Source organism: Halioxenophilus sp. WMMB6 (assembly GCF_033283405.1).
Classification (GTDB): Bacteria; Pseudomonadota; Gammaproteobacteria; order Pseudomonadales; family Cellvibrionaceae; genus Halioxenophilus.
In genome coordinates, this window is record NZ_JAWMQR010000001.1 from 1 (window position 1) to 26,152 (window position 26,152).

Consider the following 26,152-nt stretch of genomic DNA (forward strand, 5'->3'; position numbering starts at 1 on the left):
GAGCATTGCCAAAAGCTGAAAGCTTTTGCGAGCGTCGAAAAACCCAGAAATTCGACGCAATTACGCCGAGTTTTTCGACGCGACGAAGGCAATCATCAGGACGATTATTGCCTTCAGTAGGTAAACAAAGAGGAGAACATCATGGAAAACCTATCGGCGCTCACTCAGGAAGCGCTGGATTTGGTCGCCAAGGCCAATGACCTGGCAAGCCTGGATCACGTGCGCGTTGAGTACTTGGGTAAGAAAGGGCAGATTACTGCGCTGTTGAAGGGGCTGGGCAAGCTGAGCGCCGAGGAGCGCCCTGCGGCCGGAGCTAAAATCAACGAAGCGAAAGAGGCCGTTGCTGAGCAGATCAACAACCGCAAAGACCAATTAGAGCAGGCGGCGATTGCCGAAAAGCTGGCTGCTGAAACCATCGATATCACGTTGCCAGGCCGTTCACAGGCAACCGGTGGCCTACACCCGGTGACCCGCACCCTGGAGCGTATTGAAAGCATCTTCACCAGTATTGGTTACCGCGTTGAGCAGGGGCCAGAGATTGAAGACAACTACCACAACTTCGATGCCCTCAATATTCCGCCGCATCACCCGGCGCGGGCCATGCACGACACCTTCTACATTGATGAAAACCATGTGTTGCGTACCCACACCTCGCCGGTGCAGGTACGAACCATGGAGACCCAAAAGCCGCCTATCTATGCCATCTGCCCCGGGCGGGTTTACCGTTGCGACTCCGATCAGACGCACACACCCATGTTCCATCAGGTGGAAGGACTGGTGATTGACGAGAACATCAGCTTTGCCGACTTGAAAGGGATTATTGTGCAGTTCCTGCGCGCCTTCTTTGAGAAGGATGATCTCGAAGTACGCTTCCGCCCCTCCTTCTTCCCCTTCACCGAGCCCTCCGCCGAAGTGGATATCGCCTGGGAAGCCAGTAAAACCGGTTGGCTGGAGATAGGCGGCTGTGGCGTGGTGCACCCCAACGTATTGACCACCAGTGGCATCGACCCAGAGGCCTACTCCGGTTTCGCCTTTGGCCTGGGTGTGGAGCGCCTGGCGATGCTACGTTATCAGGTAAATGACCTGCGTCTCTTCTTCGAGAACGACCTGCGTTTTCTGCGGCAGTTTAACTAACGCCCAACGCGACCGAGAAGTGACCCGTGCCGCCCCGGTTGGTGGCGGAAAGTAGAGCGAAAGAGACAACAACGGACTCGATATGAAATTTTCAGAATCTTGGCTGCGTGAGTGGGTAAACCCAGCAATCGATACCCAGCAGTTAGTGGACCAAATAACCATGGCCGGCCTGGAAGTGGACGGCGTGGAGCCGGCGGGTGCCGACCTGCCGGGGGTGATTGTGGGTGAAATTATCAGCACCGAGCAGCACCCAGATGCCGACAAACTGCGGGTTTGCCAGGTAGCGGGCCTGGCTGAAGGGCTGCAGCAGGTGGTGTGTGGCGCGCCCAATGCCCGCCCCGGTATTAAAATTCCGTTTGCCACCGTGGGTGCGGCTCTGCCGCCGGGTGAAGATGGCAAGCCCTTCAAGATTAAAAAGGCGAAGCTGCGCGGGGTGGAGTCCCACGGCATGCTCTGTTCGCAAACAGAGCTGCAACTAGGCGAGGATAACAGCGGCCTGTGGGAGCTGCCGGTGGATGCTCCGGCGGGGGTCAGCCTGAACGAGTACCTGGCACTGAACGACCAGTGCATAGAGGTGGATCTTACCCCCAACCGCAGCGACTGCCTGAGTATTGCCGGTATCGCCCGCGAAGTGGGTGTGCTGAACAAGGCACCGGTAAAAGGGCCGGAAATTACCCCGGTTGCGGCCAGTATCAGCGATGCACCCAGTGTGCAGCTCAACGCCGGCGCTTCCTGTTCCCGCTACGCCGGGCGGATTATTCGCAATGTGGATGTCACCAAGCCCAGCCCCAAATGGCTGCAGGAGAAGCTGCGTCGCAGTGGCTTGCGCAGCATCGACGCCATCGTCGATGTCACCAACTACATCCTGCTTGAACTTGGCCAGCCCATGCACGCCTTCGACCTGGAGAAGATCAATGGCGGTATCAATGTGCGTATGGCTGAAGCGGGAGAGAAGCTGGCGCTGCTGAACGGCCAGGAGATCACCCTGGAGCCCGATTTAATGGTGATCGCCGATGCTGAGTCGCCCCTGGCTTTGGCCGGTATCATGGGCGGCGACCCCAGCGCGGTGAGCGAAGGCACCCAGCACATATTGCTGGAGTCGGCCTACTTTGATCCTATCGCCATCTCCGGCAAGGCGCGCCGTTTTGGCCTGCACACCGACTCCTCCCACCGCTTTGAGCGCGGAGTTGACTACCAACTGCAGGCGCACGCTATTGAGCGCGCTACCCAGCTCATCCTAGAGATTGTCGGTGGCGAGGCTGGACCTGTGGTACTGGCCGAGAATGACTTGGTGCCCACCCCGGCCACCGTGCAGCTGCGCCGCCGCCGTATTCTGGCCGGCCTGGGCTTCAGCCTGGCGGATGACGAGGTGATCGATATCCTCACCCGCTTGGGGCTCGAGCTCAGCGCAACCGACGACGATGGCTGGACCTTCACTGTGCCCAGTTACCGCTTTGATATCAGCATCGAGGCCGATCTGCTCGAAGAGCTGGCCCGGGTCTATGGCTACAACAACCTGCCCACCACCACCATGACCGTGCCCATGGCCATGGAGAGCCACTCGGAAGACAAGCTCAGCCTGACCAGCCTGAAAAAGGGGCTGACTAATCGCGGCTATCAAGAGGCTGTCTGCTACAGTTTCGTCGATGCCAAGCTGGAGGCGTTGGTCAACCCGGAAGGGTGCCCGATTCCCCTGCAGAACCCCATCAGCGCCGATATGTCGGTGATGCGCACCACGCTTTGGCCGGGCCTGCTCTCAGCCGTGCAGTACAACGCCAATCGCCAGCAACCGCGGGTGCGGTTGTTCGAAGCCGGGCTTAAATTCGTCTCGCCCGACGGCAGCCTGGAGAAACTGGTACAGACTCCCGTGCTGGCGGCGGTGGTCTATGGCCCGCGCGCGGACGAGTCCTGGTTTGGTAAATCTGAAGCGGTCGATTTCTACGATCTAAAAGGGGACCTGGAGGCGTTATTGGCTCTGGCTGGCCTCTCGCAGTTTGAATTCGCGCCGGGCAGCCACCCGGCACTGCACCCAGGCCAGACGGCCGAGCTGCGTCGCAATGGCTCGGTGGTGGGTGTGATTGGCGCCCTGCACCCACAGTTACAGCGGCAGTTGGGGCTGGAGAAGCCGGTCTACCTGTTTGAGGTGGTGCAGGCCGCTCTGATCGAGACTTCAACACCTGTTTTTGCCCCTCTGTCTAAATTTCCTGAAGTGCGCCGTGATATCGCCGTTATCGTTGATCGGGATGTGACCGCCGCGCAGCTGCAGCAATGTACTCGCGAGGCGGCCGGGAAGTACCTCACAGAGTTAAAGATTTTTGACGTATATGAGGGCAAAGGCATTGATACACAAAGAAAAAGTGTTGCTTTGGGCTTGACCTTCCAGCATCCTTCGAGCACTCTTACAGACGAACAGATCGGCGCCTCCGTCGACGCGGTTGTCAAATATCTGGAGGAGAAGCTAAACGCGGCACAAAGGTAATAAATCCAGCGGCCGCCAAGCAACAGGGCTACACTGTTATGTCTGGAGCGTTAACAAAAGCGGATTTGGCAGAACTACTGTACGAAGATCTTGGCTTCAATAAGCGTGAAGCGAAAGAGCTGGTGGAAGTCTTCTTCGAAGAGATACGCACCGCACTGGAGTGCAATGAGCAGGTCAAGTTGTCCGGCTTCGGCAACTTTGACCTAAGAGATAAAAGCCAAAGGCCCGGTCGCAACCCCAAAACCGGAGAGGAGATCCCAATCTCCGCCAGACGGGTTGTCACTTTTAAGCCGGGCCAGAAACTAAAGGCAAGGGTAGAAGCCTATGCTGGAACCAAGCCACAATGACGAATTGCCGGTTATCCCGGCAAAACGCTATTTCACAATCGGTGAAGTCAGCGAGTTGTGTGCTGTTAAACCTCACGTTTTGCGCTACTGGGAGCAGGAATTTCCTCAGTTAAAGCCGGTAAAACGTCGCGGTAACCGCCGTTACTATCAACGGCAGGATGTCATCACCATTCGTCAAATCCGTGCTCTGCTCTACGATCAGGGCTTTACCATCAATGGTGCCCGCCAGCGCATGACCGGCGAGCAGGCCGCTGACGACTCGTCACAATTTAAGCAAATCGTTCAACAGATGATCGTTGAGCTGGAAGAGGTCCTCGCGGTACTAAAAAATTGAGATTCCGGTTGCAAAACCGGCTCAAAATAGTATGATTCCGCGCTCTGCTAAACCCCTTGCAAAACAAGCAGTTAAGCAGATCACCGGCAAAGCAGAAATGGCCGGTAAACAGCACGGAGTGTAGCGCAGCCTGGTAGCGCACCACACTGGGGGTGTGGTGGTCGTCGGTTCAAATCCGGCCACTCCGACCAATTAAAAGAAAAGGGCTCATCCGTAAGGATGGGCCCTTTTCTTTTATACGGCCAAAGAGGCCGAATTTGAGGCTTAGACCCGGTTCAGCAATTCGTCTGGAACGAATTGCCACTGCCGAAGGCAGCCCGAAGGGTGGCCTACAGGGATGTAGGCCATCAATCCGGCCACAGTGCCCCATCCCAGATATAGAACTCCGTAAGGATGGGCCCTTTTCTTTTATATGGCCAAAGAGGCCGAATTTGAGGCTTAGACCCGGTTCAGCAATTCGTCTGGAACGAATTGCCACTGCCGAAGGCAGCCCGAAGGGTGGCCTACAGGGATGTAGGCCATCAATCCGGCCACAATGCCCCATAACAGGTTTAGAGCTCCGCAAGGATGGGCCCTTTTCTTTTATATGGCCAAAGAGGCCGAATTTGAGGCTTAGACCCGGTTCAGCAATTCGTCTGGAACGAATTGCCACTGCCAAAGGCAGCCCGAAGGGTGGCCTACAGGGATGTAGGCCATCAATCCGGCCACAATGCTCCATAACAGGTTTAGAGCTCCGCAAGGATGGGCCCTTTTCTTTTATACGGCCAAAGAGGCCGAATTTGAGGCTTAGACCCGGTTCAGCAATTCGTCTGGAACGAATTGCCACTGCCGAAGGCAGCCCGAAGGGTGGCCTACAGGGATGTAGGCCATCAATCCGGCCACAGTACCCCATCCCAGGTATAGAACTCCGTAAGGATGGGCCCTTTTCTTTTATACGGCCAAAGAGGCCGAATTTGAGGCTTAGACCCGGTTCAGCAATTCGCCTGGAACGAATTGCCACTGCCGGAGGCAGCCCGAAGGGTGGCCTACAGGGATGTAGGCCATCAATCCGGCCACAGTACCCCATCCCAGGTATAGAACTCCGTAAGGATGGGCCCTTTTCTTTTATACGGCCAAAGAGGCCGAATTTGAGGCTTAGACCCGGTTCAGCAATTCGTCTGGAACGAATTGCCACTGCCGAAGGCAGCCCGAAGGATGGCCTACAGGGATGTAGGCCATCAATCCGGCCACAGTACCCCATCCCAGGTTTAGAGCTCCGTAAGGATGGGGCCTTTTCTCTTAACCGCCAGGTAAGCGCCCAACCAACTACACCCTAGCCACGTGACACGTTCCATGGACGTAAAGCTTCAATATCCTCAACGCTTTGCGCGCTGGGCAGCTCTTTAAAAATGTATCTCAGGTACTCATACACATTTAGGTCATTAGCTTTTGCCGTTTCGATTAGGCTGTATAGATTGGCACTGGCCTTAGCGCATGCCTGGCTTTTACTAAAAACCAGTTTTTCCGGCCAATGGTGAACGGGCGTATCGCCCTTTCAGCCGGGTTGTTGTCTATCGGCTAATTGCCGTCATCTAGATAGCCGACCAAGCGTTCCATTGGTTATTTAAATAGGTTAACGCTTTACCCAGGGCTGTGGTCGGCAATACGGTGTTGAGGCTTTTCTCTTTCCAAGCCTTGAATTTCTCAATAATTGGAGCCGCCTCTTGCTGGCGGGTTCGATAGCGTTCGTCGGGCGGCAGGTCTTTTATGCGTTTTTCTATCGCGTAGAGATTTTGGATAAATGCCAATGCTTGATCGGCTTTACCGGTCTTTTTCTGCAGTTTTTGTGCCTCAACGAACTTACGGCGGGCATGCGCCCAGCAACCTAAGCGTTGGATGTGGTAGGTATCGCAGACTTTTTGATAACCCTCGTAACCATCGGCCATGATGGCACGGGTTTGATTGGTCAGACCGGTTGTCTCGGTAGTGGTAAACCATCGCTGACTGCACGCCGAAGATGGCCATTAGCCATAAGTAGCTTTTGCTTTCTGCCGGTTTACCGGGCTCATCCAGCACTTGCAGTGTGGTCTCATCCATGTGAATCAGCGGCTGTTGCTGGAAGTGTTCCGTGAGTAGGTTGATCTGTGGTTGCACTAACTCACCGCACTTTACCATGACCGCCATGGATGGCGGAAATGCAGGTTTTGCAGGAGCAACAAACCTGTACAGTTGGCGAGATTGGTTCGATCTAACGCAATGCCAATGCGCTTAAACATTTCGCTTTGGCGATACAGCGGTAAGGCATCGGCGTATTTTTGCACGGCGATATAGGCAAGTAACCCCGGGTTGGCGATGCTTTTCTCGATGGGCTGCTTGGGCTTAGCCGCTGTTACAATATGTTGCTCACAGCAAGGACAAGCGTATTTTAAACGGCGATGCACAAGTACTTTGATTTGTGCTGGAATAATATCGAGCTGTTCGTGATCTTCACTGCCGATAACTTCCAGAGCGGTACCGTCTTTGGGACAGAGTTTTTCAGACTCAGGTAGGTCGTGAATGATCTCTTCACGGGGTAATTCAGTGGGAATACTGATGCGCGGGCGAGATTGTTGTTCGTGGCTTTTTACTGTGGTGGCTTCGGTTTGCTCGAGCACCTCTTCAATGGCCAACTCTTCGGCTTCATTAAAAAGGCCTAATTGGTCGGCTGATACCTTTTCTGAGGAGCGGCCAAAGCGCTGTAATAAGAGCCGTTGAATTTCTTCTTTTAATGCGGCCAACTGTGAGTCGCGCCGAGAGATCTCGTTATCTTTTTCAGATAACTGTTCGCGTAGAGTTTCGATCTCTTTTTGTAAAGCAGCCGAATCATTCATGGCCGCTATTTTACTCGAGCTTAGACAATGTCTCGATAGTAAATCGGTAAATAGGGATTAATTTTGCTAATATCAAAGCCTCTGAGTAACCAATACCACTGCTCATGGTTGAGTGTGATAATTTCATTGCCTCCCAGACGAGGCCATTTAAATTTGTCTCGCTCCAGCCGTTTTTGCCAAAGCGCGAAGCCTGTCTGATCCCAGTAAAGCACTTTGAACTGTCGCCGAGATTTATTACAGAAGACGAACAAGTTGGCTCTTGTTATCGGCAGCGCTATCGAATCGGCTACTATGACAGATAAGCCATTGATCGACTTTCGGAAGTCAACGGGTGCCTTATGAAGATAGATTGGAATATCATTGCGCCATTCGATCATACCAAGGCTCGTATCACATCAGCGAGATACGCTACCGGAGTGGAGTTCGATATTTTTATGGTAACCTTTCCAAACTCCAATTCGATAGCAAAGTAGCTAACTCTGGGTTGCTCCAATTTGACCTCAGTGAATGCCGGAACGTCGGTGACATCCTTTACAATCAGTTTACTGCGTTTGAGGCTGAAGTATTTTGGGTTGAGATTGCGCTGTTTGCAAAATTCGGTTTGTGTTTGTCCGCTGACTTCGAATTCCGCGATGAGTGATTGCCATTGCTGGCGTGACTGTCTGGCCATGATGCCCTCCGAGTTTGATTTACTCGGAGGTTAATTGAAGGACGTTGTTACCACAGGGTGTGGTTGCTTCGGCGCTTACGATTGTTTGGGCATCTAGTCGCCGTAGTTCACGCCACACAGTAACGCTGGCGCCGCCAATTTTCTGAAATTGGCGAATAGCCCAAGTAGAAGCCCAGGCTTCAATTCTGGTGACATCGTCTTTTGCGTCGAAGCCGTAGCTATCGGAGTCAATGCCGTGGCCGTCGATGTTCTCGGAGCGGCGTGGGCTCAATCGGGCTTCGACATGATCTGGCCAAATTCAAATTACGGCTGAGGGCTTTGGAAGATAAGGTCGCCGAAGAAGACGTGATCCTGGCCGAATCCCAGCTGCAGGCGCTGGAGCGCAAGAAGCTGGATGACGAGGCCTGCGGCTAGATTAATACCGCACATCCCGGTTATCTGGGCTCACAAGACACCTTCTACGTCGGCACCTTCAAAGGAGTGAGCCGGGTGTATCAGCAACCCTATCTCGATACCTATGCCAGGGTCGCTCACTGTAAGCTCTACACAACCAGAATACCCTTCACAGCAGCCGATCTAATCAATGACCGTGTACTGCCGTTCTGCGTCACGGAGGAGCTTTCTTATCCCAACAGATCGGGGAGCAGGGTTCTGTGGCAAGGCAGAAAGCGATGATTACCAACGGTGTCTATCTATTAACGATATTGAGCATACTCGAACTAAAGTTCGTCACCGACAGACAAACGGGATCCGTGAACGCTTCCATAGAACTTTCTTTCAGTAATTCTATCTGTTTGCATTGACACCAAAAATCTTTAGCACTCTGGAAGAGCCACAAGCCTATCCGGACATCTGTCTGGATTACTACAAAAATTAGCGTACGTCTCAGGTCAAGAAGTGCTGTGGCAGAACGCAGATGGCCACCTTGCGTGATAGCAAACAGACCTGGAAGGAAAAGTTCTTGAACTGAATTTGTCCTGACAGACACATTCTGAAAAATCGGCAACTGTCAAATCAGGCCTGAATTACTGCATCTGGGGAACTACATTCCTACCCCAAATTTACCCGAGAGAGTAGTTCTGTTCCTTTTACAGAGACCTTATAATCTTTCTAGTCATATACCTAATAAGGAGAAAATAGTGCGATTACACAATAAAGTTGCACTGATTACAGGTGGCTGCGGTGGTATTGGCTTGGCGACGGCAAAGTTGTTCCTAGCCCAGGGCGCCAAAGTCATGCTGGCCGATATCGATGGCGAACAGCTGGAAAAAGTTTGTGCTGAAATTGATTCCAACAGCGTAAGCTCTGTCGTTTGTGATGTCACTAAAGAAGTGCACGTAAAAAACATGGTCGGTCAGACTGTTTCTAAATTTGGAACCATTGATGTATTTGTCGCCAATGCCGGCATCGAAGGTAAAGTGGGCAATATTGTTGATACCGAAGTGGAAAATTTCCGGACTGTTATTGAAATCAATGTAGTTGGCGTCTGGCTTGGACTACGCCATGTTGTGCCGGTCATGCAGGGCAACGGGGGCGGTAGCATTATGATCACCTCTTCAATTGCCGGTGTTAACGGTACAGCGGGTCATTCGCCCTACAATACCAGTAAACATGCGGTTATCGGCATGATGCGTTGTGCGGCATTGGAATACGCCGCTGACAATATCCGTATCAATACGGTCAATCCCGGTTGTATCGAAACCCGCATGATGCGCTCAATTGAAGAGGGATTTGTCCCCGGTGACGGACAGAAGTTTAAAGAAATTGTTCATGAAATGATCCCTATGGGGCGTTACGGATTGCCGGAAGAAGTGGCCAATATGATGCTGTTTCTGGCCTCAGACGAAAGCTGTTACTGCACCGGCAGTGTCTATATGGTAGACGGTGGTTTCTCTACTTGATTCCAACCGCGAGAGCCTGTCGAAAAGGCCGTCTTTTGACGGGCCTTTTTATTTTGTCGGAAAGGATTCCTGTAAAGTAACTGACAACCATCCACCCTGCATGTTAGCCCATGTTGTGAGCTACGAAAGCATTCCCTTGTCATATGTAAATCGAATCGACCATTTTGTACGAATCGAGCGTTATTGAGGACGAAGGTGATGGATGAACTTTCAGCTAACGAAGTAAACCCCTCATTTTGGTGACATGCTGTTAATTTCCCAATGAAATCTGATCGCTGTGCAGGGAATAGATTGTCTAGTAAATCCAGTTATCGGAAGCTGGAGATAACTTCAAAAAAGCCTTGTAGGAAAGATTGTCGACCATACGAGGAAATTTCTTTTCACTGTTTTTTCATGTTTATGTCCTTGGCTAATATCGCTTTCATAATTGACATTATTTGAAAATACAATAAAATCCATTATAAATCGAACGAGCGCTCGTTATTATAATGCGCGTTAGGAGTTCTGCTGTGCACGCCATATTGAATGAACGAGAGCTGGATTTTCGGTTTTACGAATTACTCGAGATGGAAATGGTTTTATCGCACGCTTTCCGTCATAGCTGTATTTATATTCGTAAGGGTATTGAAAAGTCCGAAGATTTCAGGGGAAAGCGTATTGGTATTTCCGTATACCAACTGGCGGCCAAAGAGTTATTTTGGCCGCTACGCTCGAATCGTACAGTATCTAATAATTTAGGTTAATTTACGTTAAGGTCTCAGGTATGCGAATAGTAAGCTATTCCCGAGTTGATGACGTGGCTGTCATCACCATTAATAATCCACCAGTTAATGCTATCAACTCTAATCTTATTGCCGACCTGAAACTTTCCTTAGATGAGTTTAATGCTGATGCCGATGCTATCGGTGCTGTTTTTGAGTGCCAGGGACGAACATTCATTGCTGGCGGTGATTTAGCCGCCTTTAATGAACCGGATTTTTCGACAGACCCTTTTAATAGCCTTTTGATGTCAATTCTGCACAGCGAGCGTCCGATTGTCGCAGCATTATTTGGTACAGTTCTTGGTGGCGGCCTGGAGTTGGCCATGGCCTGCCAAGGCCGTGTCGCCAGACGCGGTACCAAATTTGGTATGCCAGAAATTTCATTAGGTTTGATTCCAGGTTCATTTGGCACGCAAAATCTTCCGCGTTTAGTTGGGCTGCGTAAGGCCACCGATATGATCATATCCGGAAAACCCATTGACTGCGAAGCAGCGTTGGCAAGTGGTCTTATTGATGCGACCGTTGGTGCTGATGAGACCGAAGTTGCTAAACAGCAGGTTCGAGATTTAGTCGTTAACAAAGGGCCGTATCGCCACACTGATAAATTGAGTATTGCTGATCTCGGCGAGGCGAGAAGTATTTTGGCTCCGCTAGAGATCAGTGCCAAATCTCAAAGCTGGCTGCCTGCTATAGCTGCAATAAGTGAAACACTAACAGCAGCGGTTCATGAAGAGTTTCAGGACGCTATCGACATTGAGAAAAAGTGGTTTCTCGAGCTACTGAAGTCGAGCCCTTCCAAGGCGCTCCGCTATGGTTTTATCGCAGAGCGAGAGGCCCGCAAGATTCCTAGTTTGTCTGCCGATAGCGCCGCGATAAAAGTGAAGAAAATTGGTGTGATCGGTGCCGGTACCATGGGTGCCGGTATTGCTACGGCATTTCTAAACGCAGGTTTTCCTGTGACTATTGTCGATGCAAGCGAAGCGGGTATTCAGCGCGGAAAAGATATCATCGAGGGTAATCACCAGTCCGCGATACGACGTGGACGAATGACGGAAGAGTCGGCTGCAGATATTCGATCCCGCACTGAGTTTTCACGAGATATTAACTCGGTTAACGATTGCGAGTTGATCATCGAGGCAGTGTTTGAAAATATGGACCTCAAACTGGATATTGCCACGCAGCTGGGGAAAATATGCAAACCAGGAGCGATAATAGCAACCAATACATCAACCTTGGACGTCGATAAGATCGCTGCCGCCACAGGGCGAGCCGGCGATTTTATAGGTACGCATTTCTTTAGCCCCGCGCACATTATGCGTCTATTGGAAGTGGTGCGAGGAGCTCAAACCCAATCAGACACGCTCCAGACAGTCATGAGTCTCGCAAGCAAGATTGGCAAGGTGCCTGTTGTATGTGGCGTTTGCTATGGGTTTATCGGCAACCGAATGGCCGAAGTCTATATGAGAGAAAATGAGATGATGCAGCTCGAGGGTGTCACTGCGGAGCGTATAGATTATGTCATTCAATCTCCGCAGTATTTAGGTATGGCTATGGGACCAAATCGGATGTTGGATATGGCCGGCGTCGATGTAGGCGCGCTCACTGTCATCGAATGGTTAAAGAGTGGTACTGGTCCTGCTGATCCAGCGTATAGGGTGTTGTGTAGAACACTGAATGAGATGGGTGATCATGGGCAAAAAACCGGACAAGGCTATTATCGTTATGAAAATCGTCAGCCTGTTGCGTCTGAAAAGACAGCGCAATTGGCAAGTGATTTGGCGGCGAAGTATGGTGTTGCTCAGCGGGAGGTAAGTGATCAGGAAGTTTTTGAGCGCTTGCTGTACCCAATGATCAACGAGGCTGCTGCTATTATGGCCGAGCGAATTACCTATCGGGCGAGTGATATTGATGTGATCTGGACTTCTGGTTACGGCTTCCCCGCATGGCGGGGAGGCCCTTTATTTATGGCTGACGAGATCGGTTTGAGCAATATTGTCGAGCGACTCGATTATTACGCTGATTTCTATGGTAACGACCATGGTTATTGGACGGTATCTCCCCTGCTGAGAGAGTTGGCGGTAAATGGTGGAAAATTAACTGATTGGTGCGTTGAGTAGTAGCACGAGAGGAGAAAGCAAATGAGAGATGCTGTAATTGTAAGTACTGCCAGAACCGCTATCGGAAAAGCTTACCGAGGTGGTTTAAATGCGACCAAATCACCATCAATGACCGGTCATGTTCTTAATCATGCCATTCAGCGCGCTGGTATTGAAGCTGCAGAGATCGAAGACTTTGTTCTCGGTACTGTTCTCTCAGGAGGCACAGCCGGAATGAACGTGGCACGCAATTCATTGTTTGCGGCAGGCGTCCCGCTGTCAGTGTCCGCCCAGACTATGGATCGTCAATGTTCGTCAGGGTTAATGGCAATTGCCACTGCTGCAAAGCAAATAATTGTCGATGGCATGGATGTGGTTGCGGCTGGAGGACAAGAAAATATCTCGGCTGTTCAAGAGCATTATATGAATTGGGTGGCTGAGGAACAGGATCCCAATGTTATTGCCAATGTGGCCACTGCTTACATGCCGATGCTGCAAACCGCTGAATTTGTCGCAAAAAAATATGGGATTAGCCGAGAGGCTCAAGACCAATATGCATTGCAGTCGCAGCAGCGTACTGCCAATGCGCAAGATACAGGCCTTTTAGATGACGAAATTGTACCTTTTTCTACCACGATGTTGGTTAAGGATAAGCAGACCGGTGAGGTTAGTGAACAACAGATTACCCTGGACAAAGACGAAGGGAATAGACCGGGATCTACCATAGAGTTACTGCGTTCGCTTAACCCGGTAATTGACGGCGGTGTGGTTACGGCTGGCAACGCCAGTCAGCTGTCGGATGGCGCATCTGCATGCATTTTGATGGATGGCAAATTGGCCTCCCAAAGAGGGATAACCCCGCTGGGGATGTACCGTGGAATGGCGGTAGCTGGATGCGCACCGGAAGAGATGGGTATAGGCCCTGTATACGCCATCCCTAAACTGCTGAAACAGCATAACCTGAATGTTGATGATATTGGTTTGTGGGAGCTCAATGAGGCGTTCGCTGTGCAAGCGTTGTATTGTCGTGATTATTTAAATATTGATCCTGAAAAATATAATGTTAATGGCGGCGGTATCTCAATCGGCCACCCTTATGGTATGACCGGCTCCAGATTAGTTGGTCATGCTCTTATAGAGGGCAGACGAAGAGGTGTTAAGTACGTTGTGGTAACCATGTGTATCGGCGGTGGTATGGGTGCCGCGGGACTATTTGAGGTCGCATATTAGGCGCTGAAGTATGGCAATTCAATTTGAGACAAAAGATCATATTGCACTGATTACCCTTGATAAGGCAGAGCGTCGCAATGCCGTTGACGGGAAAATGACCCGAGAGCTGCGATCAGCATTGAATCGCTTTGAGTCGGATCCGAAATTGCGAGTTGCCATTTTGTCAGGAAATGGACCACTGTTTTGCGCCGGTATGGACCTGGCGGCTTTCGCCTCTGGGGAGGCTCAAGATATCTTGAGGGGCGAAGGGCGGTTTGCCGGGTTTGTTGCGGCGAAACGAGTAAAACCGGTCATCGCTGCTGTACATGGTGCCGCGTTGGCTGGTGGTTTGGAACTCATGTTAGCCTGCGACCTGGTAATTGCCGCGGAGGGAACTATTTTTGGGCTTCCTGAAGTTAGGCGGGGAATTATTGCAGGTGCAGGAGGCGCGTTTAGACTGACAAAACGATTGCCCGCCGTCATTGCAAACCAAATGCTATTGACGGGTGAGCCGATAGGGAGTGATATTGCACTTGCCCATGGCTTGGTTAATAGCGTTGTCCCTAAAGAACAGCTAATGACTACAGCTCTGGATATGGCTGCGAAAATTGCTGGTAATGCCCCGATTTCTGTAAAGGTTTCTCGCGCTATTGCAAAATATTCGTGCGACGGTGATGAAAATGACTGTTGGATGATGAACGATAAATTTTGGCCGGAAATCGAAAATTCCGAAGACGCTAAAGAAGGCGCTATGGCCTTTGTCGAAAAACGAACGCCGATATGGAAGGGTAAGTAGAACCAAATACTATGGAAATAGAAGGCCGTATCGTGCAGGAGTTAGCGCTTTGATTCTCGCCTCCTCCGAATATGCTAAAGCAAATGGCCTTAAACCGCGTGCTAAAGCCTGGACCATCGCCAAAATGGGGCATTAGCCAGAATATATTCTGAACGCGCCGGTGGCTGCAGCCAAAAAATGTCCTGGGCAAAGCCGGTATGCCCATTAGTGATATCGACCTGTTTGAGGTTTACGAAGCCTTTGCCGTAGTCCGACAGAAGTTTTTGCGGAATCTCAATGTTCCCCATGACAAGCTCAACGTCAATCGCGGTTCTATTGCCCTGGGCCACCGCATTGGCGAAACCGGCTGCATGGTTGGCACCCTGCTGGATGAGCTGGAGCGGCTGGATGAGACTTCTGGCCTGGTAACGATGTGTGCGGCCGGTGCAATGACGCAGCCATCGTTATTGAGCGGATCTAGTTGCGACCATAGCCAATGACCTATGGTGTCACGGTTGTAGTTCTTGGAACCCCAAGAGCCTTGACCTGTATGAAAAACTGCCGCTGACACCCGGATACATTTCTTACCCCACACTCTCCAGCGTGTCGTTTTGGTGGCCATCAAGCTACGGGTACACCTGTCACCGTAGCTTGATGGTCATCCTTTTTATTAGCATACGAACCAGCAATGTGCAGTCGATTCGCACCGGAATTACCTGTCCCATCTCCAGCGGTCTGTTAATAGGTGACTGCAACTAATTTGAAAGGAGCCATACTATTGGGTGCCTGGTTTTCTAGCATCGAAACCATCTGTTGATGAATCGGCTCCCAACGAATCGGAAAATTTAATGCAGTACTTTATGCGGGACAAAAATATATACCCTGCGTAAGTAACTGATCTTTCAATTAGATTCGCGGAACATAATTCAATCGTGAATACTATAGACACAAAAATGTAGACACAAAAATGGCCGAAAACCGCGAGGCTTACGGCTTTATGAAACATCATCATTTACTTCTTCTTTGTAGCGATAGAACGTATTTCGAGGCACGCCCATCATCTTGCAGGCTTTGAATATATTGCCGAACATATCAGCTAAATTGAGCACGCCGACATTGTGTTTAACGATCTTGTCGGTAGTATGGAGAATGAGGGTTGCCTCTTGGTTACGATTGGTTTAAAGGTTTCGTCACCTTCAATCAAAATCGGTAACCCTCGCTTTTTCAGGGGGAATTGTCAGATTGGGTCTGAACTAATACACCTTAAATCATACGAAGCTCGTGAGCCTTACGGACCACGTCTGTCCTGTTTTTGACGCCCAGCTTTTGAAAGATCTGTTTCATATGCCATTTGATAGTGTCTACAGAGATATTGGCTGATGAGGCAATCTGTTTGTTGGTTTCCCCCTTGGCGATGGCGACAATAATCTGTTGCTGCCGCTCGCTCAGTCCATAGCGAACAAACAGGTTAGCTTCCTGTTCATCATCGTTCATTACAACAGTGGTCAGTTGAAATTCATCGATTTCAAAGGCTTCCAGCAGACGATTAATGTAAGCGTGGTCGATAGAAGTCTCGCCAGTTTCTGATTCTGTGCCCCAGTATGTTTGCAAATACTGAACAAATAGCTGGCGGAAAGACTTTCCAAGGTCAATAAAGCTGCGAATAAGGTTGTGAGGTGAGGTATCAGCCAGCAGTTCGTGCAGCATTTTGCAGGCCTCGTCGACTTCGCCACTGAGGAACACCAGCATAGCAAGAAAACCTCTAAGCTTGAGCACGTCGTAGAGCTTGTTTTCCTGTTTCGCGGTGCCAATCAACTCCAGAATAATCTCTTTCGCCTCACCGAAGTCCCCTTGTGCCAACAGAACCCGCGCACGACTTTTGGCAAAGTGTTTCTGCACCTGATGGGATGTAAAGGAATCTTCTCCGGCCTCTTTCTTAAAGCGCATTTCCATCTGTGCGAGTTGGTCCTGTGCCTCTTTCAGATAGCTTTTGTTGAGCAACAGGCACAATCTTTCAAAAAGTAGTGCAGCTTCAAGGCGCAGACCATAGGGTTGTGAGTAGGCCAGTTCAAGGGCGTGCTGAATCAACTTGGTTGCTTCTCCGTAATTCTGCTGCTGTTCACGAACGCGCACCAGAAAAGAGTAGACTGAAATCAATACATCGTTGAGGCTGGTTTCATCGATAACATCCATTCGCGGCTCAACAAAGTTACTGCAAGCCGCCAGATCGTTCCACTCGTAGAAAATTTCTGCCAGATTGGCAGATGCAAGAGAAGTTGAGACCGAGTTCTCTGCACTCTCATTTTCCGCCAGGATCATCGCGTCCTCGAAAAGGGCCGCAGCCTCGTGTAATTGGCCTCTTGCTTTCAGACACATACCCATCAGTACTTTACTGTAGATAATAGGGTAGGGTGCATTGGAATGAAGCAATACCTTCTGGTAAGCCTTGGTTGCTTCGACTATATCACCATCCACCGTACAGCAGTAACTGATGATATTGTGTACGGCGGCTATGTCCCAGGGGTCCTGAACCAGCCCCGTTGCATAGATTTCCTTCATGCGTTTTTTGGCGTCACTCTGATTCTCAGACCAGGCCATAGCACCATAGCGGGCAATTTCCGAGTGGATTTTCAGGTTCTGATCCCGGTCGGCATTCTTTTCGTCAATACCATCGAGAAGTGCCTTCGCTTCATCAGGCTTCCTTACCAAAACCATCGCCCAGGCCACATACAATTGTAAGGTAAGATCGCATTCACTGATCGGTTTTGGAAGCTGGCTGAGCCAGCTGAGCATGGTTGTGGTCATGCCCCGGCGCAGCAGTTCCAGCGCATAGCGGGTGATAAAGTCTTCTGCCAGTTCATACTCCTCGGCTTGCAGAGCGAGAACCACAGCCTCATGAAAGCGTTTGTGACTTTCTAGCCAGTTACAGGATTTGGCGACAATATCGCTGAGGATATCCTTACAGTGCGACTTGGCAAAATCCTGTAAAAAGGCTGAAAAAATATGGTGGTAGCGGTACCAGTTGCCGTCCAGAGGTACGACAAAAAGGCCTTTACTGGAAGCTTCAGCAAGCATTTCGTTAGCATTGTCGACGCCGGCCACTTCATTACATATCTCGGCGTTGAGTCGCGGCAGGAAAGCAGTACTCAGCAAAAATGACTTCATTTCCGGGGATTGTTTGTTCAGTACCTGTTCAATCAGGAAGTCCTGCAGGGCGAGAGACCCCTGTCCCATATTAAGATTGACCCTTTCCCCGGGCTGTTTTTGCCTGATTGCAAGCGAAGCCATATGCAAACCCGCCGCCCAACCTTCGGTTTGGGAGAGGATATCTGCCCGTTCTTCATCACTCAACGAGATTCCCTGAACATCTTGAAGATAATTATTGATCTCCTCCTCATTGAGACGCAGGGCTCTGCCATTCAGCTCCAATGCGTGGCCATATACGACTAGATTGGATATAGAGAATTGGGGCAGGGCCCGGCTGGCGATAATCAGGTGAAAATTCGGTGGGGCATAACTCACTAGGTCATAGACACTCTGAATCACCCGTGAATCTGTAACGAGATGGAAGTCGTCAATTATCAGGACAATTTCTCGTTCAAGTGCTCCTAACTCATTGACAATACTGGTAATAAAAGAGGGCGGTGAGCGGATATCATCAGCCTGAACCCGGCCAAGATCACTTGAACTCCCGGTATCTCCAAGTGCCAATTCAAGGCTGGCGACAAGATACTCTTTGAACGTTACCGAGTCATTGTCGCCCTCGTCTAGCATATACCAGGCCACACAGGAGTCATTTTCCTGAAGGATATCGCGCCACTGGTAAAGAAGCGTGGTCTTACCGAACCCGGCCGGTGCGTGGACAAAGGTCAGCTTATGCAAATTTTCCGGTGCAACCAGCTTTTGTAATCGTGGCCGGGAAAGTATTTTTCCGCAATATCTCGGGGGTAACAGTTTACTCTTGACTATTTGCATACTGGTAAAAGAGAGCTCGGAATCTGCTTGTGCGCTTTAAAAAGCGGTCGGCATAGTTATTTGGTGTCAATAATAAGGGCAACGCGCTAGTGTGGCAACGGGCGTAACAGAGGGTTTCAGGAAAAAAACCGCACCAGTCCAAAGGCTGGCACGGCTACAGGGGAGGGGGAAATTAGTTGATATCTGTGTATCCCATTTCATTAAACTTATCAAGCAGCACCTTGTGCCCGAAGGCTTGCGGTGCAGACTGGAAGCCGGGGTTATTCAGTTGCCCATTGATCAGCAGCTCGGCTGCTTGGGCTGAGATCTGTCCGGTAAACTGATAGGGCGCGGCCAGACTGAGAACCAATTGCTTGGAAATCTGTCGACCACTGCCGTAACAGGCGATATAGCTGCGCTGGACGTCCATATCGTCTTTGTCAGGCTCGCCGCTGGAGATGTCGTCACCCATGTCATTCGTCATGCGCTCTTTCTCTTCCGCACTGAGATTGGCTGATTCATTGTGGATCTGTTTGATCAACGCCACAACATCCATCATCATCTGGTCACCAAAACCAGTCAGCACTTTACAGGTGCGCACACGGTGATCATCTTTGAACCAGATCGGCTCAAAACCACCACTCCAGGGCAGGGTCAAGATGGGGGCGGGCTTGTTGGGCACTACGCGGGTGAAAACTTCATCTTTCGGCCAAGCCACAAGTTCATTCTGCTCCAGATAGTATTGGGGTTCAGTAACCATTCGCAGGAAGGAGCGGGATGAACCGACGGAGGGCAGTGCATTGTGAATGTCGTAAATGATCTCCAGAGTATCAATGCCGTCAGTCTCCAGCATAGCTTCAGATACCAGCGCTCCGGCACACCACATAAAGGAGTTGGCCGGGGAGATCAAAAGGCCTTTATCAGCAAAAGCCTGGCCCCATTTTTCCTGACAGAGAAGCCCCCAGTCCTGCTCACCGGTGGTATCCAGATAATGACAGCCGCCCTCCAGACAGGCTTCGACAACCGGACCGCCCAACTGCATGAAAGGGCCTACGGTGTTGATTACCACTTCGGCCTTCTCGAAAATCGGCAGAAGGGCTTCTTTGGTGTTTTCTGCTACAGCGATCTGGCCGCCGGAGTTGCGGCCAAGACGCTCTTCGATCAGTTTCATCGACGCTTCCAGTTTTTCCGGATTGCGACCGAGAAAGATAAAGGGGATATTGCGCCGAGCTACATATTCTGCAGCCAGTTTGCCGGTATAACCACAGCCGTGAACAATAACTTTTGGGTCTGACATATTATTTTCCTCTGTTTATACAGTTTGTTTATTTTATTTAGAACAGATCAGAATTCATCAGCTGGCGGCCACCGGCAATCGCCAGAAACTCATTACAGCCATCGGCAATCAAGCCGGCACGTGCATCGCGGAGTAGTTTTTCCAGCGGATACTCTTTGGTCATTCCATTTCCGCCAAAAATCTGCAACGCTTCGTTAGCCACCTCAAAACCGAACTGGGTTGCGGTTATTTTAGAAGAGCAGGCACCGATCAATGACGGCGTCTCCGCAGAGGCATTGTAAGCCAGGGTGCGGTGCAGCAGGGCACGAGCGGCCTCCAGTTTGCGGAACATATGGAATAGACGGTACTGCACATTCTGATGCTTGATCAGTGGTACTCCACCAGCTTTGCGATCGTGGGCGTAGGCCAATGCCAGTTCATAGGCGGCACGACCGGCCCCGACAAACACCAGCCCGGTGTAGGGGTTAGCGTTTGACAGAGTATGGTGGAGGAAATCCTTGTACTGGTCTGGTCCTACCAATAAGTGAGAAATTGGTACTTCGACGTTGTCGAAGAACAGCTCGCCTTGGTTCAGACAACGGGCACCCATTTTCTCAAGGGGTTTACCTCGGGATACTCCGGGTGCGTCCAGTGGCACTATTACCGCGATGCCTTGCTGGGGGCGGCCATCAATAATGGTATGGCAGTACAAGGCGCAGATCTCGGCAGTCATGGCTCCGGAGACCCAGGCGGATTTCTGCCCGTTAATAATTATCTTGTCGCCCTGAATCTGGGCTACACAGTTGGGACGACTGATCTCACCCTTGGGATGGGCTGAGGTATTGCCCGGATCCAGATTGTCTGAGCCGTGGTCGGGTTCGGTAATTGCCCAACAGCCTCTCTTGCCATCACAGTAGTCGAGCATCTCTTGATTATTAGCTATCAGGGCATAGAGTGCCGGCATATTCTGCACAAGAACAGCGGCGGCGAGGCCTACATCACCCCAGGACATTTCCTCAGTGGCAATGGCAAACAGACGGGCACGCTGCACAGGCTCAATCTCAGCCATGGCTTTGACGCTGAGCCCCAGATCTTTGGCGCCTTCCATTACATCCCAGAACTTGGATCCTGGAGCAATCATCTCTTCGGCGCTCAGCTTATCCAGTTTGATACCGGCAGGGCGCATAACCTCCCTGGCAAATTTGTTACAGGCATCACGTACAGCAGCTTCTTCTTCCGTCATCGGTGGCTCAATGGTGCTGTTAGGAAAGTTCACTAAAAAATCACTCATGCTGAAACCTCATTTGTATTCTATTATTAGCTCCACATTCGTTTACACAGATCTGTGCAATGTGTGGGTGCTAGTTACCGGAAGTATGTGCTATCCGACCCTGAGGCCGGATAGCGCAGTTTGTTGCAGATACCGCTTCTTAGAATTTGTAAGAAACAGTCAAACCGTAGGTGCGCGGCAAGCCAGTCAGTTGGTAGCTAACCTCGTTGTAAAGTACGGAGTTGGTTACATAAAACTCGTCTGTGAGGTTTTTGGCCCAGGCTGAAACACTCACGCCGTTCTGGCCGCGGTAACCGATACGGGCATCAACCAGGCTGTAGCTTTCGATCACATAAGGGTGGTCGGTAGTGGTACGCAGCAGCCCGTTGTCGGCATCATAAATATTGACACGGCTACCACCTATATAGGTGTCCTGCTCATCCTGCCAGTTGTAGGTGGCTCCGGCGAAGAACTCGCCATTTCCTAAGGGTACGGTGTAATCCACGTCCAGAATGAAAGTCAGTTCCGGAGCATAGGGCAGCTTGTCGCCGGAATGATCGTCATTTTTAGTGCCAACAAGATTGGTATTGGTGTATTCCTTAACCTCTGTATCCAGATAGCTGATAGAAGTAGAAATAGTCAAAGCGTCAGTTGCAGCCCAAACTATATCCATCTCCGCACCGGCAATGGTTGACTTGGGAATATTGATCAACTGCTGCAGAGTACCAAATAATGCAGTCTCAAGTGCGCCCTGAATCTGCTTGTCTTTGTAATCCTGATAGAAAACAGCTGCATTCAACTGCATGGCACCATCGAGGAGAGTGGCTTTGGTACCCAATTCATAAGAGAGTACAGACTCCTGGGTTGCCGGGTTGAGTTCCTGGAAAGTGGCTGCAGTTACAGCAGGGAAGCTGCCTGACTTATAGCCTTTGGAAATGTTGGCATAGAACAGGGTCTCTTCGTTGATACGGTAATCGGCACCCACTTTCCATGCAGTGTTATTTTCGGAAAGCTTGTTGACATAGGGGTCGCCGGGAGCGAGGTTCTCGTTTAGGGTGTAACAGTCAGTCTGGCTGAGGTTCGACTCTATACCGGTAAACCAAAAGCCCAGCAGGCTGAACTCGTTTGCTACGTGGCCATCGCCGGGGCTATAGCTACATATGGTGGTGTCAAAATCTGAATCTGTATACCGAGCACCGGCGCGCAGAGTCAACTTCTCGCTCATATCGTATTCGACATTACCGAAAACCGCCCAGGATTTAGTGTCTGCCTTGAAGTCGATACCTGAAGCGTTAATTCGATAATCTTCAACGTATTCTCCAGTGACAAAAGCGTTAGCCGGACTCAGTGAGTTGTCGGCATAGGTAATGATCTGGTCTTCAGCAACATCGCCGGAGTCATAGTTGGCGCCAGCGGTCCAACGCAGTTTGGCACCGGCATCGTTTGCATTTGAGATACGGATTTCCTGGTTATAAAAATCCATATGACCTTCATCTTTGGGCAGGTCGGTGTACTGCAGGTAGGAACCATCCAGATCGACAACAGGGTCCTGCTCGAGATGGTTATAGGTGCTCAGAAAAACCAGTTGCACTTCATCAGAGATGTCGTAGTTAAAACGTACAGAAAACTGTGACAGGTCGCGATCGCCTTTGGGACGGCCGTTGCTTACAGACCAGTGATCCAGAGCTTTGTCGCCCCAGTCAGTGGCACGGGCATCATTGGTAGGAGACAGAGCTACAGTTGCTGCGTCAGGGTTGATAAATCCTTCAAGTCCGGGATAGGCAGGGTTGTGTACTATCAACTGTTTGCCCTGGGGATCGCTCTTGTCACTTGCGCCATTGATATTCATGCTCATGGTCAGTTTTTCGCTCAGATCAGCTTCAACGATCAGGCGGGCAGCGAAAAAGTCCTGCTTACCCAGCTCATCACCGGTTCTGAAATTGCGCTGCCACTCGTCTCTTTGCTGCCCGTTAACGGCCAGTCGGGCACGAACGGAATCAGACAGGGGACCACTGACATAACCACTTAAGGTTGTTTCGTCCCAGCGACCGTAGCTGGCTGTGATGCCTGCTTCGAACTCATCGGTTGGCTTGGCGGCAATATAGTTGATTGCACCACCGGTGGAGTTTTGACCAAACATAATACCCTGAGGACCTTTCAGTACTTCCACACGCTCCAGATCAAAAACGGAGTTGGCGCCAAAGATAGGGAACTGCATAGGCGCTTCATCCATGTAGATGCTTACTGCCGGGAAGGCTGCCAGTACATCGGCGTTGTAACCTACACCACGCAAGGTATATACAGGGGTGCCGTGGCTAGAGGGGGCGAGCGACAGACCGGGAATATTCTGAGCCAGACTTACAGGGTCATTGATCAAGCGCTGCTCTATCACCTCTCCGGACATTGCCGATACGGTGATGCCAACATCGTTGATGCTCTCTTCGCGTTTGTTTGCGGTAACTATTACCTCTTCGATTGTCGCTGCAGAGACTGCAGTTGACCCGACAGCCATAGCGGCACAGGTAGTCGTCAGTAATAATTTATTTTTATTTAATCGGTGAGTCATAAGGCCTCTCTTAACTGGTATTTATTGTAATTATTTAGCTACCGAGTATAGGTGCAGCCAGCCCCTGGCTAAACTACCCACAAGGGTGAAAATAGAGTAGTTCCTGCCGAGGCAATCATTGCAGGGTGGTAAAAAGAACCACTCTCATGGGTAGTTTTAATATTCTCGAAAATAAATAGACTCTCAACTTTCACAACAGTGAAATTTCCAATTACCAGTTGCTTATTCCAAGGAGTAGAACGATGTCTAATGATAGTAACAAGGAGCTCGTGGTCAGCTCGTGGATGGCCATTGCTGATGGCGAAATAGGAAAATTTCTCAGTAATGTCCATGACGATATTCAGTGGGAAATTTTGGGGGAACATCCGTTTAGCGGCGTCATGCGAGGTCCTGATGATGTTCTCAACAAGCTGTTGCTTCCCCTTGGCGATCTCCTTGATGGTGGGCTGGCAATGAATGTTTCCACAGCTACAGCCGAGGGAGGCCGGGTTGTAATGGAGGTGCAGGGCACATCCAGAACTGCAAACGGAAAAGACTACAACAACAACTACTGTATCGTAGTTGAGCTGAAAGATGGTAAAATTCACAGGGTTCGGGAATATACCGATACCTATCTGATTGTGCGCACTTTCTCCTGATATTTCGCACAACTGTAAAAACGCCCCGTCAGTTGATGCTGGGCGTTTTTATTTGTCTGTCCAGCAGATTAAAACCAGTCCGGATGCATCGCCAGAGTCGTATTATCAAATCGATTGAGCAGATCGAGCTGGGCTTGCAGTTGCGGCAACTCCCATTGAACATAATACTGCGCTGCCTGCAATTTACCCCGATAGTAATGCTCATCATCTATAGATTTGGCACCACTACTCAAAGCTTGTTCAGACACTACTGCCTGCTTCAGCCAGATCCATGCGGCAAATACGCGTCCAAAAGCATCCAGATAAATCGTCGCGTTGGACAGGGTCTTGTCGGAGTTCTTGCTGAGTTCACCCCGCAGCGTTACAGTGGTCTCCGAAAGAGCTGCGCAGGCAGATTTCAGCGGGGCAGCCAAAGCAGCACAGCGATCCATTGACGTTGCAGCATTTATGGTCTCATCCATCTCGGACATCAGCAATTCAAAGTCAGCGCCGCCATTGACAACAACTTTCCTGCCCAGAATATCCAGACCGTGAATGCCCTCGGCACCTTCATGAATGGGGTTGAGGCGGTTGTCGCGTAAATACTGTTCGATAGGGTGCTCTCGGGTATAACCCGCACCGCCTAGAATCTGAATGGCATGATCGTTAGCCACAATCCCGTATCTGGAAGGCCAGGATTTGACAATCGGAGTGATTAGATCGAGCAGGCGGAATGCTTTCTCGCGTTGCTCAGCAGTTTCTCCAGTGTGCGAGTCTTCCAGCAGTGAACTGGCGTACAGGCACATGGCGAGGGATGCTTCAGAATAGGCCTTTTGCGCCAACAGCATACGCCGTATGTCGGCGTGCTCTATGAGGGTAACCTGAGCAGATAGTGGATCCTTGCTGGAGGGTAGGCGTCCCTGACGGCGTTCTCTGGCGTAATCGAGAGAGGCGAGATAACCCTGGTAACCCAGTGAGGCGGCACCCAGGCCAACGCCGATACGGGCTTCGTTCATCATCTGGAACATATAGCTTAGCCCTTTGTGGGGCTCGCCGACCAGATAACCTACTGCACCGTCTTTCTCTCCAAAATTAAGCACTGTGGAAGTGGTATTTCGATAACCCATTTTGTGCAGAAGACCGGCCAGTGCCACGTCGTTGCGCTCTCCGGGTGAGCCGTCAGCATTGACCAGAAATTTTGGGCAGAGAAACAGGGAAATCCCTTTTACTCCAGCAGGAGCCCCTTCAATTTTTGCGAGGACCAGATGCAAAATATTCTCGGTGAGACACTGGTCGCCACCTGAGATAAACATTTTGTTGCCGAAAATTCGGTAACTGCCATCATCGGCGGGTTTGGCGATAGTGCGGATATCGCCCAGCGCAGAACCCTGGTTGGGTTCGGTCATGGCCATCGTTCCCGCGCAACTGCCATTTTGCAGCAGTGGCAGATAGAGTGCTTTCTGTTCATCGCTGGCAAAGGTATTGATCAGATTGGCGGCCCCGAGAGTTAACAACTGATATGCCGCGGTAGCGATATTTGCTGCAAAAAAGTATCCCATGGCTGCACGCAAAACCGTCTCGGGCAACTGCATGCCGCCCTGGTCGTAATCGTAATGGGCAACAAGGAAACCGGCTTCGCTGAAGTTATCCCATGCCTCTTTGGTTTCGGGAATGATGGAGACCTTTTTTCCATCGAAGGTGGGTTCGCACTGATCGCCCTTTGCATAGTGGTTGGCAAAATACTTTTCTGCGACAGTTCTCGCAGTCGCCAGCGTGGCATCAAAAACTTCTCTGGAATGCTCTGTGTAACGGGGGCGGCTCAGTACCTTTTCCGTATCGAGTAATTCGTAAAGCAGAAAATCCAGTTCTCGTTCATTCAAGATGGCGGGCATAGCAGAACTCCTGATGCATTTA

Annotated in this window: 21 protein-coding genes, 1 tRNA gene and 3 pseudogenes; 12 read left to right on the plus strand and 13 right to left on the minus strand. The window is 50.6% G+C overall.

Annotated elements, in window-relative coordinates:
• Positions 1-141 precede the first annotated feature (141 nt).
• The 5 genes from pheS (at position 142) to SBL51_RS00025 (ending at position 4,485) form a co-directional block, all read left to right on the plus strand.
• Positions 142-1,134: a phenylalanine--tRNA ligase subunit alpha gene (gene pheS / locus SBL51_RS00005; protein ID WP_317928416.1), complete on the plus strand. Its 993-nt coding sequence runs from the start codon at positions 142-144 to the stop codon at positions 1,132-1,134.
• A gap of 82 nt (positions 1,135-1,216) precedes the next feature.
• On the plus strand, positions 1,217-3,613 hold the full coding sequence (gene pheT, locus SBL51_RS00010) for a phenylalanine--tRNA ligase subunit beta (protein WP_317928417.1): 2,397 nt from the start codon (positions 1,217-1,219) through the stop codon (positions 3,611-3,613).
• 38 nt (positions 3,614-3,651) lie between these two features.
• Positions 3,652-3,960 carry an integration host factor subunit alpha gene (gene ihfA, locus SBL51_RS00015; RefSeq protein ID WP_317928418.1) on the plus strand — a complete coding sequence of 103 codons (309 nt, stop codon included), beginning with the start codon at positions 3,652-3,654 and terminating at the stop codon, positions 3,958-3,960.
• A complete protein-coding gene (locus SBL51_RS00020) occupies positions 3,938-4,294 on the plus strand; it encodes a MerR family transcriptional regulator (protein WP_317928419.1) in 357 nt (118 codons plus the stop codon). Before ihfA ends, SBL51_RS00020 begins: the two co-directional genes overlap by 23 nt.
• 114 nt (positions 4,295-4,408) lie before the next feature.
• Positions 4,409-4,485: transfer RNA gene (locus tag SBL51_RS00025), tRNA-Pro, on the plus strand.
• 1,121 nt (positions 4,486-5,606) lie between these two features.
• Here the strand turns inward: SBL51_RS00025 and SBL51_RS23215 are convergent.
• From SBL51_RS23215 to SBL51_RS00050, 7 genes and pseudogenes are all read right to left on the minus strand, one after another.
• On the minus strand, positions 5,607-5,735 hold the full coding sequence (locus SBL51_RS23215; protein ID WP_411860454.1) for a transposase domain-containing protein: 129 nt from the start codon (positions 5,733-5,735) through the stop codon (positions 5,607-5,609).
• The gene (locus SBL51_RS23220) at positions 5,735-5,848 is read right to left on the minus strand and encodes an IS66 family transposase (RefSeq protein ID WP_411860455.1); all 114 of its coding nucleotides are present in this window, start codon (positions 5,846-5,848) and stop codon (positions 5,735-5,737) included. Before SBL51_RS23220 ends, SBL51_RS23215 begins: the two co-directional genes overlap by 1 nt.
• 17 nt (positions 5,849-5,865) lie before the next feature.
• Positions 5,866-6,457 (minus strand): annotated as a pseudogene (locus SBL51_RS00030) (IS66 family transposase).
• Complete coding sequence (locus SBL51_RS00035; RefSeq protein WP_317928420.1) at positions 6,442-7,143, minus strand: IS66 family transposase zinc-finger binding domain-containing protein; 702 nt, start codon at positions 7,141-7,143, stop codon at positions 6,442-6,444. Before SBL51_RS00035 ends, SBL51_RS00030 begins: the two are co-directional and overlap by 16 nt.
• Positions 7,144-7,163: 20 nt before the next feature.
• The gene (tnpB, locus tag SBL51_RS00040; RefSeq protein WP_317928421.1) at positions 7,164-7,520 is read right to left on the minus strand and encodes an IS66 family insertion sequence element accessory protein TnpB; all 357 of its coding nucleotides are present in this window, start codon (positions 7,518-7,520) and stop codon (positions 7,164-7,166) included.
• The gene (gene tnpA / locus SBL51_RS00045; protein ID WP_317928422.1) at positions 7,517-7,813 is read right to left on the minus strand and encodes an IS66 family insertion sequence element accessory protein TnpA; all 297 of its coding nucleotides are present in this window, start codon (positions 7,811-7,813) and stop codon (positions 7,517-7,519) included. Before tnpA ends, tnpB begins: the two co-directional genes overlap by 4 nt.
• 19 nt (positions 7,814-7,832) lie before the next feature.
• Positions 7,833-8,084 carry a hypothetical protein gene (locus SBL51_RS00050; RefSeq protein ID WP_317929941.1) on the minus strand — a complete coding sequence of 84 codons (252 nt, stop codon included), beginning with the start codon at positions 8,082-8,084 and terminating at the stop codon, positions 7,833-7,835.
• Here SBL51_RS00050 and SBL51_RS00055 point away from each other — a divergent pair.
• The 6 genes and pseudogenes from SBL51_RS00055 to SBL51_RS00080 all read left to right on the plus strand — a co-directional run.
• Positions 8,048-8,783 (plus strand): annotated as a pseudogene (locus SBL51_RS00055) (IS481 family transposase); the annotation flags it as partial. The gene SBL51_RS00050 and the pseudogene SBL51_RS00055 overlap by 37 nt on opposite strands.
• 169 nt (positions 8,784-8,952) lie before the next feature.
• Positions 8,953-9,714 (plus strand): SDR family oxidoreductase, encoded by a 762-nt coding sequence (locus tag SBL51_RS00060; protein ID WP_317928423.1) that lies wholly within the window; start codon positions 8,953-8,955, stop codon positions 9,712-9,714.
• 796 nt (positions 9,715-10,510) lie between these two features.
• Positions 10,511-12,592 carry a 3-hydroxyacyl-CoA dehydrogenase NAD-binding domain-containing protein gene (locus SBL51_RS00065; protein ID WP_317928424.1) on the plus strand — a complete coding sequence of 694 codons (2,082 nt, stop codon included), beginning with the start codon at positions 10,511-10,513 and terminating at the stop codon, positions 12,590-12,592.
• Between the two features lie 21 nt (positions 12,593-12,613).
• A complete protein-coding gene (locus SBL51_RS00070) occupies positions 12,614-13,801 on the plus strand; it encodes an acetyl-CoA C-acyltransferase (protein ID WP_317928425.1) in 1,188 nt (395 codons plus the stop codon).
• A 10-nt stretch (positions 13,802-13,811) separates the two neighbouring features.
• Positions 13,812-14,576 carry an enoyl-CoA hydratase-related protein gene (locus SBL51_RS00075; protein ID WP_317928426.1) on the plus strand — a complete coding sequence of 255 codons (765 nt, stop codon included), beginning with the start codon at positions 13,812-13,814 and terminating at the stop codon, positions 14,574-14,576.
• A 182-nt stretch (positions 14,577-14,758) separates the two neighbouring features.
• Entirely contained in the window at positions 14,759-15,055 is a 297-nt protein-coding gene (locus tag SBL51_RS00080) for a hypothetical protein (protein ID WP_317929926.1), read from the plus strand.
• A gap of 513 nt (positions 15,056-15,568) precedes the next feature.
• Here SBL51_RS00080 and SBL51_RS00085 read toward each other — a convergent pair.
• The 5 genes and pseudogenes from SBL51_RS00085 to SBL51_RS00105 all read right to left on the minus strand — a co-directional run.
• Positions 15,569-15,706: pseudogene (locus SBL51_RS00085) on the minus strand (helix-turn-helix domain-containing protein); the annotation flags it as partial.
• A 112-nt stretch (positions 15,707-15,818) separates the two neighbouring features.
• Positions 15,819-18,437 carry a LuxR C-terminal-related transcriptional regulator gene (locus SBL51_RS00090; protein WP_317928427.1) on the minus strand — a complete coding sequence of 873 codons (2,619 nt, stop codon included), beginning with the start codon at positions 18,435-18,437 and terminating at the stop codon, positions 15,819-15,821.
• Between the two features lie 265 nt (positions 18,438-18,702).
• Positions 18,703-19,806, minus strand: a complete 1,104-nt coding sequence (locus SBL51_RS00095; protein WP_317928428.1) for a saccharopine dehydrogenase family protein — start codon at positions 19,804-19,806, stop codon at positions 18,703-18,705.
• Positions 19,807-19,843: 37 nt separating this feature from the next.
• Positions 19,844-21,076, minus strand: a complete 1,233-nt coding sequence (locus tag SBL51_RS00100) for an acyl-CoA dehydrogenase (RefSeq protein ID WP_317928429.1) — start codon at positions 21,074-21,076, stop codon at positions 19,844-19,846.
• A gap of 139 nt (positions 21,077-21,215) precedes the next feature.
• On the minus strand, positions 21,216-23,621 hold the full coding sequence (locus tag SBL51_RS00105; RefSeq protein WP_317928430.1) for a TonB-dependent receptor: 2,406 nt from the start codon (positions 23,619-23,621) through the stop codon (positions 21,216-21,218).
• 242 nt (positions 23,622-23,863) lie between these two features.
• Here SBL51_RS00105 and SBL51_RS00110 point away from each other — a divergent pair, with 242 nt between their 5' ends.
• Complete coding sequence (locus tag SBL51_RS00110) at positions 23,864-24,259, plus strand: nuclear transport factor 2 family protein (protein WP_317928431.1); 396 nt, start codon at positions 23,864-23,866, stop codon at positions 24,257-24,259.
• Between the two features lie 68 nt (positions 24,260-24,327).
• On the opposite strand, the gene SBL51_RS00115 is transcribed toward SBL51_RS00110, so the two are convergent.
• Positions 24,328-26,130 (minus strand): acyl-CoA dehydrogenase, encoded by a 1,803-nt coding sequence (locus tag SBL51_RS00115; RefSeq protein ID WP_317928432.1) that lies wholly within the window; start codon positions 26,128-26,130, stop codon positions 24,328-24,330.
• Between the last annotated feature and the right edge of the window lie 22 nt (positions 26,131-26,152).